Source organism: Candidatus Woesearchaeota archaeon (assembly GCA_030651135.1).
In the GTDB taxonomy this organism is placed as follows: domain Archaea; phylum Nanobdellota; class Nanobdellia; order Woesearchaeales; family JACPBO01; genus JACPBO01.
On record JAUSCS010000010.1, the window covers coordinates 1 to 13,051 of the forward strand.

The following is a 13,051-nucleotide window of genomic DNA, read 5'->3' on the forward strand; positions in this document are numbered from 1 at the left end:
AGAATTTAGATCTTCTGTTAGCGCAGGCGGTGCCGGCTGGAAAATAACAGCAACAGGCAATTATTTGGGCCATAAATTACTTTTTGCTCCGAGGTCAGCAGGAGCCACTTGGGAAACAGAGGTTCTTACTTTAACACAAAACGGCAACGTCGGCATCGGTCTAACAGATCCAGGAGCTGTCCTTGAAGTTTCTGGAGGAGAGAATAAATTAAGCATTATTAGAATGGTGCAAAGGTCATCAGGAGCAGCTGCCTACGGATTAGACGTGGGACTTGACCCAACAACAGGCGACCCAGTTTTTAGTAGAATTGTTAATAACGTAGTTACCGAGGTGTTTCGTATTCAAAGAAGCACCGGCAACGTCGGCATCGGAACAACAAGCCCGACAGAGAAGCTGCAAGTAGCAGGCAATATAAAGGCAAACCAATTCATTACAGGCGACATAACATTCAACAAGAACGACAAGCCAGTATGGAGAATGTATGAAGATGAAGATGGTTTGTATGTTGAGAGCCTTACAACAGGCAAGAATTATAGGGTTGTTCTGGAAGAGATAAAATAAGGCCTTTTTTCTTTTATTTTTTAATTTGAACAACGCAAAACTTTAAATAGTCATTCTTTTTTTATTCTCACCATACAAATAAATTAAAATCAAGGGGGTGTTTTGAATGGTTAGAGTCGCAATCAACGGATTTGGCAGGATAGGAAGATTGGTTTTCAGGGCAGGCTACAAGGACAAGAATATTGAATTTGTGGCAGTAAACGATCTTGGCGATGCGAAGACAATGGCCCATCTTCTGAAATACGATTCTATACATGGATTGTTCCCTGGAAAAGTAGAGGTAAAAGACAACAATCTTGTTGTTGATGGAAAGGAAATAAAATTCCTGTCTGAAAAAGACCCTGAAAAAATGCCATGGAAAGAGCTTAAAGTTGATGTTGTTGTTGAAAGCACAGGCATCTTCACAACAAGGGAAGGCGCTTCAAAGCATATCAAGGCAGGAGCTAAAAAAGTCCTGATATCTGCTCCGGTAAAAGGCGAGGAGAAAGTGCAGACAATTGTACGCGGCGTTAATGACAATAAATGCGCTGGAAATGATTTAATTTCAAATGCATCATGCACAACAAACAGCCTTATTCCTGTTGTTTCTGTTTTGCAGTCGAAGTTTGGAATTGAAGCGGGCCTGATGACAACAATACATTCCTATACAAATGATCAAAAGATACTTGATCTGCCTCACTCTGATTTAAGAAGAGCAAGAGCTGCTGCAATTAATATTATCCCGACATCAACAGGAGCAGCAAAGGCAAGCTCTGAAGTTATTCCTGAATTGAAGGGAAAGATGGACGGCTATGCCGTAAGAGTTCCAACTCCGGACGGATCTCTGACTGATCTGACTGTTTTGCTCAAAAAGGAAACAACTGCTGAAGAAATAAACAAAGCGATGAAAGAAGCTTCTGAAACATATCTGAAAGGAGTGTTGCAGTATACAGAAGAGCCGATTGTTTCAACTGACATTATAGGCAATCCGCATTCCTCGATCTTTGATGCATCATTGACAAAAGTGATCGGAAGGCTGGCAAAAGTCTGCGCATGGTATGACAACGAATGGGGTTTCAGCATGAGGATGATCGAGACGATAAAGCTGATGGCGAAATAAGATGCTTTCAATAGAAGAACTGGATTACGAAGGAAAAAGAACAATAATAAGAGTTGATTTCAATGTTCCAATGGAAGGAACCAAGATAACAGAGGATTCTAGGATAGTTGCTTCATTGCCTACAATAAAACGTGTAAGAGCCAGGGGCGGCATGGTTATTTTAATGAGCCATCTCGGAAGGCCTGAAGGAAGGGTCGTGAAAGAATTTAGTTTAAATCCGGTTGCCAAAAGATTAGGGGAGTTGCTTAATTTCCCCGTAAAAATGGCTCCGGACTGCATTGGCGAAGATGTTAAAAAGATGGTGTATGGCATGAAAAAAGGCGATGTTGCATTATTGGAAAATTTAAGATTCCATGCAGAAGAAGAGGCGAATAATGCGTTATTTGCAGAGAAGCTGGCGAATCTGGCTGACATTTATATTAATGATGCCTTCGGGACTGCTCATAGGGCGCATGCATCAACAGAGAGCATCGCAGAGATTATGAAGAAACAGGGCAAAAAAGTTGCAGCAGGGTATCTGATGCTGAAAGAGATTGAAATGCTAAAGCCTTTGTTAAAGCCGAAAGGCTACTCTGTCGCGATAATTGGCGGCGCTAAGGTAAAAGACAAAATAGGGGTTGTAAAATCTTTAGCCAGAATGTACGACGCTGTCCTGATTGGCGGCGGAATGGCAAACACATTTTTTAAAGCAAAAGGATATGGCATAGGCAGCTCAAAGTTTGAGAAAGATTTTGTTGAAGAAGTAAAGCAATTATTGGATTCAGAATATGGGAAAAAAATTTTCACCCCGGTCGATACATTGACCGGAATAGTTCCGGTTAAGATCAAAGAAGGCAAAGAAGAAAAAGATTATAAAAAAGCAGCGTATTCCGGAAAAGTTGATTTTATCACGAGCTCAATTAAAGAAGGCGAAGATGCACTTGATATCGGAGAAAAAACAGTTGCATTGTACAGATCAGAGATTGCAAAAGCCAAGACGATATTCTGGAACGGCCCGATGGGTGTTTTTGAAGTTGAAGCATTTATAAAAGGCACAATGGAGATCGCAGAAGCTGTTGCGGCAAATAAAGGATATACTGTTGTCGGCGGCGGCGATTCAGTGGCAGCATTGGCAAAATCCGGCTTGGCAAAAAAAATAAAATGGGTCTCAACAGGCGGCGGAGCATCATTGGAATTTTTGGAGAATAAAGGCCATCTGCCCGGGATTGATGTGCTGAATTAGATTATATCTGGCTATTTTACTCCTAAAAGAGCCAGTTCTTTTTTGAGTTGCTCCGGGGTTTTAAATAATATTGCATTCATTCCTATTATTTTTGCGCCGTCAGTGCAGTTCTCCTTATCATCTATGAACACAGCAGATTTTGCTGCCACTCCAAGCCTTTCCAAAGCCAATTCATAAATTTTTCTTTCAGGCTTTATCACGCCCTCCATACAGGAAAACACGCAAATATCAAACATATCGTATTTTTGCTCGCAGAAATACTTCATGCTGGGCAGTTCAGTGTTGCTTAAAAGACCTATTTTGTATCCATTTTTATGCAAGGAAGAAGCTATAGAAATGACATCTTTTTTTTCAGAATAAACATGCCTACATGCATCAAGCCACAATGACCGGTTAGGAGGATCTACTTTAAGCTCCAAACAAATATTTTTCCAGAATGTCTCTTCTGAAATTATTCCTCGCCCGAAATCATGCTTGAATTTGTCGTAAACTCTTGCAAATTCACTTTTAGGCACTTTAAAGTATCTTGCGCAGTAAGAATTGCGCATATCTTCCGGTTCTTCAATCAATACACCGCCCCAGTCAAATATGATTGCTTCGATCATTTTTATTTAAAATACATTTCTCTTTATAAATCTAACTGCATCATTATTCCGATAAGAATATTTCTATCAATCAAATATTTAAATAAGAATAGTTCTGGGTTTGATTATGATCAATATCAGCAGCAAAAAAACAAATATAAATTCAATCCAGTCTGTTCTTAATACTTCTATGCTTATGCTGATGCGTTAAAGCATCTCATTGTTTTTATCTTTTTTCATGATTTTTATTTTCTTAAAAATATAAGCTTAAAAATTAACAAAGGTGATTAAAAAATGAATATCGAAACAATCGCAGTCCACGGCGCTGGCGGCCCTGATCCGTCAACAGGCGCAATCGCCACGCCAATTATAACAGCAAAGAACGGCGCATTCAAGGGCATAGGGGATCCGATAAAGATAGAATACTGCAGAACCCAGAATCCTACAAGGGAAACATTGGAGAAATTAGTTGCAGAATTAGAGGGCGGAGGCGATGCATTTGCATTTTCTTCAGGAATTGCAGCAATAAACTGCATATTCCAGACATTAAGCAGGGGAGATCATGTTATTCTGAGCAAAAAGCTCTATGCAGGAACAATAAGGCTGTGCGATTTGGTTTTATCAAAGTTTTTGGAGATTGATTTTGTTGATCCGCTTAATGCAAAAGCTCTGAAAAAAGCCATAAAGCAAAATACAAAATACATTTTCATTGAAACTCCGACTAATCCGCTGCTCGAGATTGTTGATCTTGAAGCAATCAGGAAAATCTCATCTTCAGCAGGAGTTCCTTTTATTGTTGACAACACATTTGCAACTCCGTGCTTATTGCAGCCCTTTGATTATGGCGCAGAAACAATAATCCACTCCACAAGCAAATATCTCGGAGGGCATAATGATCTTGTCGGCGGTGTCGTTGTAACAAGAAACAAAAGCTTTGCTGAAGCTCTTAAGCTTTATGCTAAAACACTCGGCGCAACTCCCTCACCCTATGATGTTTACAACACAATAAGAGGAATTAAGACTTTGGCGTTGAGAATAAAAAAGCACTGTGAAAATGCCCAGATAATCGCTGAATTCTTGGCTGCAGATCCTAATGTTTCAAAAGTTTATTTCCCCGGGCTGCAGTCCCATCCTGGCCACGAAATTGCAAAAAAACAGATGAAGGGCTTTGGCGGAGTTGTGTCTTTTGAAGTAAAAGGCGATTATAAAAAATTTGCAAAAAACATAGCAGATAATGCCCCCCCGATTTACCTTGCAGAATCTCTTGGCGGAGTTGAATCATTATTAACGCATCCAGCTACAATGAGCCATGCTTATTTGACAGAAAAGCAGAGGGCAGAAGTTGGGATCAAAGACAATCTGTTCAGGCTCTCGCCAGGCATAGAAAACAGCGAAGATATCGTTGCTAAATTAAAATCCGCGCTTTACAGCTCATGAACAACTCTCACATCCTCTCCAACAACCCTTTTTATTTCCTTTTCAAGATAATTCTTGAACCCCCCGATATCAATATCCTGCTCTTTTTCCTTAATCAGCGAATGCTCTTTCTGCAACTTCTGCAGCTCATATTGAAATTCATTTAAATTGTCTTTTAATTCAGCATGTTCTTTTATTATAGTTACTGCTTTTATCTTCTCCTCAAACATCTTTGCCGAGTTTTCAAGATCCTCAAGCCCAATCAAAAACTTTTCAAAGGAATCCCTGTCTAATTTTTTAATAAGCTCCAAAGTTCTTTTTTTCTTGTCTTCTTTAAGGTCCAGGCTGTCGATATTTTCCTCTAATCTCCCCAATAATTCCAACACCCCGAATTCCTTATCATTAATTAACGTGTTTATAGGATCAACTAAGTAACCGTGCACAACTGCCTCATCTACTGACATTCTCTCATATTTTTTAAGCGCTTTTTCAAATGCGCCGAATATATTCAGAAAATTAGCCTTATGCTCTTTTATTTTAATTAAAATACTGCCTTTTTCATTTTCGAGAGCTTTATATGATTTAAATTCATTGTTTTCTTCCTTTGCCTTTAATTCTTCCCCTGTATTTTTTATTTTGTTTTTTATATTCTCAATTTCGCTTTCAATTGCTTTTATTTTTTCATTCAGTTCCTTTTTAAGTTCAATCTTTTCTTTAATATTTTTCAACTCCCCTTTTATTCTTCCGAATCCAATTGGCCCCCTTTCCACCTGCTTTCTCAGGTCATCTACAATCAGCTCAAATTCCCTTATATTCTGGGCTATCTTTTTGACATCAGTTGCAAAAAACTCATTCAAAACATAAAAATTCTTTGAAGTGTTCTTTCCGAATTCATTCAGGCTGCTTGAGAAATTAGTGCTGAAATCCAGAATATTCTCATACGCCTTCTCATCAGGAAAGGAAAGCTGCTCAAGGAAATAGCCGAGCTTTCTTATGTAAGCTCCCCTGTTGCCTTCCATAACTTCTTTTGCCTTTAGCGGAATGTTCGGGTTCATCAGCTGGGCTTTTTCAAGCTCTGTCATGTTTGTTTTAAGATCGTCTTTCTTGCTTTTTATGTCTGAGAATAAGGCCATTATCGAATTATTGAAATTGCCGAATCTTTCGCTTATTTTTTGGTCTATCCAATTCTCAGCTTCTGCTAATCTGACTTCCTCAAGCTCAGCCTTCTTTCCGAAAGAAAACAGCCGTTGAAAAAACCCCATGCACGAGAGTAATAGCAAATTTATTAAATACTTTTCTGTTTTATACCGCAATATGGCTAAAAAAGACAAAAAACCGCGAGCAGAGGTAATAAAAGACATAGAAGAGATGTTCAAGGAAGCTGGAAATATCTTTAGAAAAGACAAGGGCAAGGCCAATGATCTCGTCAGGAAAGCCCGTAATCTTGCAATGAAATCAAGGTTAAAGATGCCTTCAAGGCTGCAAAAGAACTTCTGCAAGCACTGCTATTCTTTTCTTAAGCCAGGCATTAACTGCAGGATCAGGCTGCAAAGGGGAAAGGCGATCTATTACTGCCTTGAATGCAAGAAATATATGAGATTTCCATATAAATAAGATTATGTTACATGTGTTACATTAACGATATTACATATGTAACAACAAAAACCAAAAGGCTTATATATTACATATGTTACATCTACGATATTACAGGTGTAACATATGAAGCTTGAAAAACACATCGAAACTTTGATTAATCTGCTGAAGGATATCAGAAAAGAGCCAAGCCCGGCAGTTATTGGCTTTGCTTATTCCACAGCAGCCATTCACATCTTTAATATAGCATTCCATGATGAATTAGACCCTGGTAGAGCTATAAAGCATGGCGACTTCAGGTCTGAAAGCGGCATTAGCAAATTAAAAAGCCTGATAAGGGATTTTGATAAAAAGAATGAATTATTCCTTCTATGGAAAGAAATGGAAAACAAGAGAAACGAGCTTTGTTATGGTTATCCCAACGAAAAAGACATCAAAGAATATGCCGGTAAATTCTACAAAATAAAAGAAATCCTGGAAAGCATATCTGATTTAAAATTCGAGGTAGAATTTCTGGAAGAGCGCCTAGCCAGAATAAACGGTGAAAAACATGAATGATCTGGTTTCCTATGCTTATGATTTTATTTCATATCTTTCATTGCAGCCTTTCTTTAGAAAATATGCCCTTAATAAAATAATCTTATTCGGATCTGTAGCAAGAGGAGATTTTACAAAAAAAAGCGATATTGATATCTTTATTGATGTCCTCAGCACAAATAAGATTGATTTGTTTACAAGGGAAATAGAAAAGACAAAAACAAGCTTCTTTGAATCCGAAAGAATGAAAAAATGGAACAGGCTGAATATTTCAAATAATTTCAATGTAGTTGTTGGAAGCTTAAAAGATGAAAAATGGAGCGATCTTAGAAAAAGCATGCAAACCCACGCTATGTCGCTTTGGTCCGGCTTTTTTATTATGGAAAAAAAAGGCTTAAAATCTTATGCGCTTGTGAGATGGGTTACAGGTGCAAAAAACACAAATAAAAGGGTAAGTATTGCACGAAAACTATATGGTTATAAGCAAAAGGGCAAGAAGTATACAGGACTTTTAGAAGAGACCAGTTCAAAGACAGTTGGCAAGGGCGTTGCTTTAATTCCGATAGAGCATGTGAATAGGCTAAGAAAGTTGTTTGATGGGCTTGAAGTAAAGTACAGCCTTATGGATGTTTTCATAACCTAATATCCCTTAAATCATCTTTGGGCATAAACTGCAGGATCAGGTTTCAGAGGGGAAAATTGATCTATTACTGCCTCGAATGCAAGAGATATATGAGGTTTCCGTATAAATAACGTTACTAAACAATAGTTACAAAAACAAAAGGTTTAAATATAGATTAATACTTGCTTATCAAAATGATTGAAGAATTAAAACACAAACTAGAATCAATTGATTCAGTTTTGAATGAAGAATCGATGAAAAGCAGCAACGAGTTAGATATTAAACGCGGATTCAACCCTTCTCAAAGCTATACAGATAAAGAATTAGCAAAATTTTACCCATCTGGCATCGAATTGTTCAAGAAAAAAGGAGATGAATCTAAATATCTGCTTCTAGAAGTTAAAATTGAGAAAGGCGCTGACACATATGCTAAACAATATCTGAGAGGTTTTGATATGCCTCTGCCATCACATCCTGTTCTAGCTGAACAGTTTTTGAGAGAAGAATTAGAACCTGTTCTGGCTCCTAATTTTAAACTGCCAGATAGATGGCCGCAAATAGGAAAGCCAATAAATGATGAGTGGGAAAAAACAGTCATCAGCGAATATGATGGAATAAAATTATCAATTTCCGCTGTCGGTGGTGGAAAATTTGATTTGAAAAACAACAGCATTAATTTAAGAGAAAAGAGTAGATCTTTTGGTCCAGTTCCCCTAAAGTATCAAGACAGATTTAATGAGCTTATTAATCAATTAGTTCAAAGACCTGCTTATAACGGATTTAAGGTCAATTTTGAATAAATTTATAAAGTGTCAAATTTTTAGGAGGTCAAAAATGAACATTGAAACTAAATCGGGGATTGGTCATAAAGATGTAACTAATATAGCTGATATTCTAGCAGAGCCAGCCAATAACTCGGCAATGGAAGAAAAAGTAACTCCTGTTGGAAAAATAGGCGATTCTGAATTTGTCTGCGTTATGGGTGAGGAAGAGAACAGATACCCTGTTCCTAGAAATCTAACATACCCTGTAAATCACTGATATAGTAATTTAATAGTGGTAACAAAACCGAAAGATTTAAATACTAGCTCTTATCCTATTTTCTACGTTGAGGTGGATAAAATATGACAAAAGAACCAAAGATTGTTTTACCGCAGAATCCTGAAATAAGGAAAGCATTAGAAACTAAATTAAAAGAGTACGAAGGAAGGCTTAAAAAAATAGAAGAAGAAAATCCATGTGCTTCTCCAGAAGCACTTCATTGTACAAAGGATGCATATAAAATTGAAATTGTTGAAAGGTTGCTCAAAAAAGGCGAGGTTGATACATGGGAACTTTTAGGAGAGTTAGAGAAGACATATGGCACCTTTGATCGTGATGATTTTAACAAAGCTGCCAGTGTAATAGATGATTACTGCAAAACAGGCGGCAAGAATGTTGTTGATGGAACAGGGTTTATGAATAAAAAGGTGGATAAAATATGAATGAATCAAAAACAACAGTTATAGAAAATTATGTACACAAAGAACTAAATTTGCTAGGAAAATACCTTTTAGGTGCAGCTGTTTTTGTAGCAGTTGCAGCAGCGATACTTCCTGATATGGTACATAAACAGTCTTCTTCAACTCTTGATAGCATAGTCAGGAAAACACAAGCCAATCAACCCTCTGAGTGCAATATTTACAGAAACAAGTCAGGCAATTATGATTGTGTTGAAATAATGACTGCAACTGGGTCTCATTATTACCCTATTGTGCAAAAAAAGGCAAAAACATTTCTTGGGCTCGTTGATAGTTCTCTTACAGAAGGAAAAAAAGGTTACAGCCACGAAATGCTTGCTCAGTTAATTGAATACATAAATGGGGGCATTAATGTTGTCAGAGAAGACAGAGATTATTTGGGATTGGGTCCTGAAAGGTCAAAGCCAGCTTATTTAAAGTGATATAAAAAATGAAAGAAGAATCTGATTTCGAGGACGATGAAGATTTCATGTTCGATGAAGTTACTGGAGGCAGGTCCAAGAAGCCAGTAATGAGTGTCCTGAACAAAAAGAAGATAAGCAAATATGAATTGGATGACTTGTTCGCAGGAGATTAATGATGGGAAAAATAGAAGGAACATCAAAAGATAATCAAGGCGCTTATTTTGTAATGTTTGACCCAGAAAACAGATTGATGCAGGCCGATATAAACCTCCAATTTAAAGAACCCAATGTAAGTCTGGTCAGAAATCTCACTAATGGGTTTGAAGGAAATTTAAAGTCTCGATGTACTGATTATAATGAATCTGCATATAGCGCTAATTATGAAGGCGTACCTGATAAAAATGTAACTGTGGCGATTAACGCAGGCATAGATAATTATCTTATCAGAATCACACAAAGAAAACTAACAGTGTCATCACCTGTGTTAGATTCTTTTAAGAAAAATATTAAAGAAATTATAAAGATGATTCAAAAATATCATTCTGACTTTCATGAAGATTCTCTGGAAACCTTATTAGATGAAAAAATAAAGGAAGCAGAAACTAAAGTACCAAATAGCGGTTTTTAAAACAAAAAAACAAAAACCTTTTAAAAACCAGCTTTTTCTTTATTCGCTATGGATTACGATCTAGAATTGGATAGGGTAATAATCGAAATAAAAAAGCAGAAAGCCAAGCTGGTCTGCATTCAATTGCCAGACGGCCTAAAGCCAAGGGCAGATGAAATAAAGGAAGCAGTAGAAACAAACACAAAAGCAAAGGCATTGATCTGGCTCAACTCGTGCTTTGGCGCCTGTGATGTTCCTGAGCATGTTGAAAAGCTCGGAGTTGATCTTCTCATACAGTGGGGGCATTCAAAGTTCAGATGAGGGATCTGACAAACGGCAATATCCTGAAAAACCTGCTTTATCTTGCCTGGCCTACTTTCATAGGGATGATGCTGCAGACCCTGTACAATATTGTGGATACTATCTGGATTGGAAGATACAGCTCATTGGGGGTTGCTGCAATCTCAATGGTCTTTCCGGTGTTCTTCATAATAATTGCATTTGGCTCAGGCATTTCCATCGGCACATCATCATTGGTTGCGCGCTATCTTGGGGCAAATAAAAAGAAAGAAGCAGACAATGTTGCAGAGCATTCTGTTTTAATCGCGCTGTTATTTGGCATTCTTGTTACAATTATCGGAATAATATTTGCCGCTCCTTTATTCAGGCTGCTCGGCGCAACACCAGACATATTTGATATGACTTTGGATTATGCAAAAATAATTTTCCTCGGCTCTGTCTTTTCATTCCTCAACATGATGCTGAGCGCAGTGTTAAGGGCAGAAGGCGACACAAAAACCCCGACAAAAATACTGCTTTTCACAACAATACTCAACCTTGTGCTTGATCCTTTCCTTATTTTCGGCCTTGCCGGGCTTCCTGAAATGGGTGTTGCAGGAGCAGCAATAATCACAGTGTTTGCACAGTTAATAAGCGTTGTTCTCTTGTTCCGCCATATTCTGGCAAAAAGAAGCGAAATAAGATTAAACATCAGGGATTTTAAATTCAACTTTTCGATAATGTGGAAAACGCTTGCAATAGGCATTCCAAGCTCAGTTTCAAATATGTTCACATCGCTGGGATTTATGTTCTTGATGAAGAATGTGAGCATTTTCGGAAGCTATGCAATAGCTGCTTACGGGATCGGCATTAGGATGGACGCAATAGCGATAATGCCCGCCATCGCGCTGACAACTGCCGTATTGACAATGGTCGGCCAGAATATTGGCGCGAAAAAGCCGCACAGGGCGGAAAAAACAGCATGGGTTGCGGTTTTCCTGATCAGCGTTTTCATGCTCTTTATCGGTCTGCTCTTTTTTATAGCTCCGGAGATGTGGATAAGGATATTTACAGACGATCCTGAAATCATCAAAATCGGCTATTGGTATTTCCGCATTATTTCATTGTCTTATTTATTCAGGGGCTTCCAGTTCATAATGAACGGCGCATTTCAGGGAAGCGGGAAAATTGTAATGCCGACAATTGTCAATATAAGCGCATGGTTTGTATTCGCAGTCCCTTTGGCTTATATTTTTTCAATAAAGCTCGGATTCGGGCTGATCGGAATATGGTCGGCAATTTTGATATCCTCAGTTTACGGAGGCATAGCAAATATATTTTTATTCAGCAGAGGGCATTGGAAAGGGTAACTATTTAAATTAAAATAAACTTTTAATGAAAATGGACGCAATAATTTATTTTTCAACAATGGCGGTGGCTTTTTGCGGCATAATAGCTGGATTTATAATCGCGAACATGGCAAAAGAGGAGCTGAAGCCAGGAAGAAAATATTTTTCATTGATGCAGGATTTTCTGATTGTTTTGATGCTGTTTTTTTTGCTGGAATCTTATAAATTGAGTATTTTCATCATAGCGCCGGTATTATTGGCTGTCTTTTTACTGCTTTTTTACTTTAAAAATTCAATTAAAAATAGTAACATGATCATCCACTCATTGCTTGCTGTTATTTTCTATTTGTCCTCAAAAAGCATTAATCTGTTCTCTTTGGAAGCGTCTTTGATCTTCCTTTACGGCCTGCCAACAGGATCTTTGATAAGCAAGGAGAAGATAAAAAACATTCTGAAAATGGCAGTTTTCATTTTGATAGCCGGTGTTTTGTTTCTTATCTAATAGTGGTAACAAATAGAAAGATTTATAAATAAGCACCTTATTTAAATAATAATGGAAGGCGAACCGAACTTAGAGGAATTATGGAAATGGTTTAAAACACTGGATTTGACTAATTCTGAGAATATGGGTGAACTGGCAGCAAAAATGGGAAGAGCTATTGAACGCCTTGATGATAAGATAAAAGATGCGCTCACTTACGCAGAAAAAACAATAGTGGAAGGAAAAGAGCTTGACTTCAGCGAAAAAAGTCCCCTTGCCATTTATAATGCTATGATCAAAAATCCCTCGCCGTATCATCATTTTCTTCAACCCAGCTTAATGATGCTGGATAAAATTGTCAGAAGCGCAATGAAGCAAAGAAAACTGTTTGAGTTTTATGAAACAACATCTGATCAATCAGACTACGCAATCTGGGGACTCCCGGAAAAGCCAAAAGTGAAAGTGTTTATAAAAGAGAAAGATGACTTCTATATACAAACTATAGAGTTGCCTCTTTTAAGCATTAAGTTGGATGACAAAACAAATGTCGCCAAGATAAGTGGCCTTCCACTAGTTTATGAAAGCAAAAGAGCGCCATGGAAGAAAGATTATAGGCGTCTTGTAACCCTGCTAGAAAAGGAAGTTCAAACTTATTCTGTGATGCTGGCGCACTATCCTGAACCGATTCCTAGAATCACAAGAATGAAAGATACAACGGTCTTTTTCCTTGAAGCGTTTTTTATCCACAGAGAAAGACAGCAAGAGAACGCATAAGA

19 protein-coding genes are annotated in these 13,051 nt (G+C 37.8%); 17 read left to right on the plus strand and 2 right to left on the minus strand.

The features are described 5' to 3' along the window. The 3 genes from Q7J54_05440 to Q7J54_05450 all read left to right on the plus strand — a co-directional run. On the plus strand, nt 1–562 hold a 562-nt coding region (locus Q7J54_05440; protein MDO8740985.1), incomplete at its 5' end, for a hypothetical protein. 106 nt (nt 563–668) lie between these two features. Then, a complete protein-coding gene (gap, locus tag Q7J54_05445; GenBank protein ID MDO8740986.1) occupies nt 669–1,661 on the plus strand; it encodes a type I glyceraldehyde-3-phosphate dehydrogenase in 993 nt (330 codons plus the stop codon). Between the two features lies 1 nt (nt 1,662). Continuing rightward, complete coding sequence (locus tag Q7J54_05450) at nt 1,663–2,883, plus strand: phosphoglycerate kinase (protein ID MDO8740987.1); 1,221 nt, start codon at nt 1,663–1,665, stop codon at nt 2,881–2,883. 11 nt (nt 2,884–2,894) lie between these two features. Here Q7J54_05450 and Q7J54_05455 read toward each other — a convergent pair whose 3' ends face one another. Further along, the gene (locus tag Q7J54_05455) at nt 2,895–3,488 is read right to left on the minus strand and encodes an HAD family phosphatase (protein MDO8740988.1); all 594 of its coding nucleotides are present in this window, start codon (nt 3,486–3,488) and stop codon (nt 2,895–2,897) included. Between the two features lie 273 nt (nt 3,489–3,761). On the opposite strand from Q7J54_05455, the gene Q7J54_05460 reads away from it, so the two are divergent. Next, the gene (locus Q7J54_05460) at nt 3,762–4,904 is read left to right on the plus strand and encodes an aminotransferase class I/II-fold pyridoxal phosphate-dependent enzyme (protein ID MDO8740989.1); all 1,143 of its coding nucleotides are present in this window, start codon (nt 3,762–3,764) and stop codon (nt 4,902–4,904) included. Here the strand turns inward: Q7J54_05460 and Q7J54_05465 are convergent. Beyond that, a complete protein-coding gene (locus Q7J54_05465; GenBank protein MDO8740990.1) occupies nt 4,892–6,145 on the minus strand; it encodes a hypothetical protein in 1,254 nt (417 codons plus the stop codon). The genes Q7J54_05460 and Q7J54_05465 overlap by 13 nt on opposite strands. A gap of 52 nt (nt 6,146–6,197) precedes the next feature. On the opposite strand from Q7J54_05465, the gene Q7J54_05470 reads away from it, so the two are divergent. From Q7J54_05470 to Q7J54_05530, 13 genes are all read left to right on the plus strand, one after another. Next, nucleotides 6,198–6,497, plus strand: coding sequence for a ribonuclease P (locus Q7J54_05470; GenBank protein MDO8740991.1), 300 nt, complete (start codon nt 6,198–6,200; stop codon nt 6,495–6,497). A 105-nt stretch (nt 6,498–6,602) separates the two neighbouring features. Then, nucleotides 6,603–7,034, plus strand: a complete 432-nt coding sequence (locus Q7J54_05475) for a hypothetical protein (protein MDO8740992.1) — start codon at nt 6,603–6,605, stop codon at nt 7,032–7,034. Continuing rightward, nucleotides 7,027–7,656 (plus strand): nucleotidyltransferase domain-containing protein, encoded by a 630-nt coding sequence (locus tag Q7J54_05480; protein MDO8740993.1) that lies wholly within the window; start codon nt 7,027–7,029, stop codon nt 7,654–7,656. Before Q7J54_05475 ends, Q7J54_05480 begins: the two co-directional genes overlap by 8 nt. A gap of 173 nt (nt 7,657–7,829) precedes the next feature. Further along, a complete protein-coding gene (locus Q7J54_05485; GenBank protein MDO8740994.1) occupies nt 7,830–8,435 on the plus strand; it encodes a hypothetical protein in 606 nt (201 codons plus the stop codon). Nucleotides 8,436–8,469: 34 nt separating this feature from the next. Further along, on the plus strand, nt 8,470–8,676 hold the full coding sequence (locus tag Q7J54_05490) for a hypothetical protein (GenBank protein ID MDO8740995.1): 207 nt from the start codon (nt 8,470–8,472) through the stop codon (nt 8,674–8,676). Nucleotides 8,677–8,759: 83 nt separating this feature from the next. Beyond that, on the plus strand, nt 8,760–9,119 hold the full coding sequence (locus tag Q7J54_05495) for a hypothetical protein (GenBank protein MDO8740996.1): 360 nt from the start codon (nt 8,760–8,762) through the stop codon (nt 9,117–9,119). After that, on the plus strand, nt 9,116–9,577 hold the full coding sequence (locus Q7J54_05500) for a hypothetical protein (protein MDO8740997.1): 462 nt from the start codon (nt 9,116–9,118) through the stop codon (nt 9,575–9,577). The genes Q7J54_05495 and Q7J54_05500 overlap by 4 nt, the downstream gene beginning before the upstream one ends. A gap of 8 nt (nt 9,578–9,585) precedes the next feature. Further along, nucleotides 9,586–9,732, plus strand: a complete 147-nt coding sequence (locus Q7J54_05505) for a hypothetical protein (GenBank protein MDO8740998.1) — start codon at nt 9,586–9,588, stop codon at nt 9,730–9,732. After that, nucleotides 9,732–10,187 carry a hypothetical protein gene (locus Q7J54_05510; protein ID MDO8740999.1) on the plus strand — a complete coding sequence of 152 codons (456 nt, stop codon included), beginning with the start codon at nt 9,732–9,734 and terminating at the stop codon, nt 10,185–10,187. The genes Q7J54_05505 and Q7J54_05510 overlap by 1 nt, the downstream gene beginning before the upstream one ends. A 48-nt stretch (nt 10,188–10,235) precedes the next feature. After that, nucleotides 10,236–10,487, plus strand: a complete 252-nt coding sequence (locus tag Q7J54_05515) for a diphthamide synthesis protein (GenBank protein ID MDO8741000.1) — start codon at nt 10,236–10,238, stop codon at nt 10,485–10,487. Beyond that, a complete protein-coding gene (locus tag Q7J54_05520) occupies nt 10,484–11,815 on the plus strand; it encodes an MATE family efflux transporter (GenBank protein ID MDO8741001.1) in 1,332 nt (443 codons plus the stop codon). Before Q7J54_05515 ends, Q7J54_05520 begins: the two co-directional genes overlap by 4 nt. A gap of 31 nt (nt 11,816–11,846) precedes the next feature. Then, nucleotides 11,847–12,296: a hypothetical protein gene (locus tag Q7J54_05525; protein MDO8741002.1), complete on the plus strand. Its 450-nt coding sequence runs from the start codon at nt 11,847–11,849 to the stop codon at nt 12,294–12,296. 51 nt (nt 12,297–12,347) lie between these two features. Then, nucleotides 12,348–13,049: a hypothetical protein gene (locus Q7J54_05530; GenBank protein MDO8741003.1), complete on the plus strand. Its 702-nt coding sequence runs from the start codon at nt 12,348–12,350 to the stop codon at nt 13,047–13,049. The last annotated feature ends 2 nt before the right edge of the window (nt 13,050–13,051 follow it).

Bases quoted from the DNA above. Each gene is read 5' to 3' on its own strand.
- Q7J54_05470 (MDO8740991.1), top strand. From the start codon at position 6,198: ATGGCTAAAAAAGACAAAAAACCGCGAGCAGAGGTAATAAAAGACATA.
- Q7J54_05450 (MDO8740987.1), top strand. From the start codon at position 1,663: ATGCTTTCAATAGAAGAACTGGATTACGAAGGAAAAAGAACAATAATA.
- Q7J54_05530 (MDO8741003.1), top strand. From the start codon at position 12,348: ATGGAAGGCGAACCGAACTTAGAGGAATTATGGAAATGGTTTAAAACA.
- Q7J54_05525 (MDO8741002.1), top strand. From the start codon at position 11,847: ATGGACGCAATAATTTATTTTTCAACAATGGCGGTGGCTTTTTGCGGC.
- Q7J54_05485 (MDO8740994.1), top strand. From the start codon at position 7,830: ATGATTGAAGAATTAAAACACAAACTAGAATCAATTGATTCAGTTTTG.
- Q7J54_05490 (MDO8740995.1), top strand. From the start codon at position 8,470: ATGAACATTGAAACTAAATCGGGGATTGGTCATAAAGATGTAACTAAT.
- Q7J54_05475 (MDO8740992.1), top strand. From the start codon at position 6,603: ATGAAGCTTGAAAAACACATCGAAACTTTGATTAATCTGCTGAAGGAT.
- Q7J54_05510 (MDO8740999.1), top strand. From the start codon at position 9,732: ATGATGGGAAAAATAGAAGGAACATCAAAAGATAATCAAGGCGCTTAT.
- Q7J54_05455 (MDO8740988.1), bottom strand. From the start codon at position 3,488: ATGATCGAAGCAATCATATTTGACTGGGGCGGTGTATTGATTGAAGAA.
- gap (MDO8740986.1), top strand. From the start codon at position 669: ATGGTTAGAGTCGCAATCAACGGATTTGGCAGGATAGGAAGATTGGTT.
- Q7J54_05520 (MDO8741001.1), top strand. From the start codon at position 10,484: ATGAGGGATCTGACAAACGGCAATATCCTGAAAAACCTGCTTTATCTT.
- Q7J54_05495 (MDO8740996.1), top strand. From the start codon at position 8,760: ATGACAAAAGAACCAAAGATTGTTTTACCGCAGAATCCTGAAATAAGG.
- Q7J54_05460 (MDO8740989.1), top strand. From the start codon at position 3,762: ATGAATATCGAAACAATCGCAGTCCACGGCGCTGGCGGCCCTGATCCG.
- Q7J54_05500 (MDO8740997.1), top strand. From the start codon at position 9,116: ATGAATGAATCAAAAACAACAGTTATAGAAAATTATGTACACAAAGAA.
- Q7J54_05465 (MDO8740990.1), bottom strand. From the start codon at position 6,145: ATGGGGTTTTTTCAACGGCTGTTTTCTTTCGGAAAGAAGGCTGAGCTT.
- Q7J54_05515 (MDO8741000.1), top strand. From the start codon at position 10,236: ATGGATTACGATCTAGAATTGGATAGGGTAATAATCGAAATAAAAAAG.
- Q7J54_05505 (MDO8740998.1), top strand. From the start codon at position 9,586: ATGAAAGAAGAATCTGATTTCGAGGACGATGAAGATTTCATGTTCGAT.
- Q7J54_05480 (MDO8740993.1), top strand. From the start codon at position 7,027: ATGAATGATCTGGTTTCCTATGCTTATGATTTTATTTCATATCTTTCA.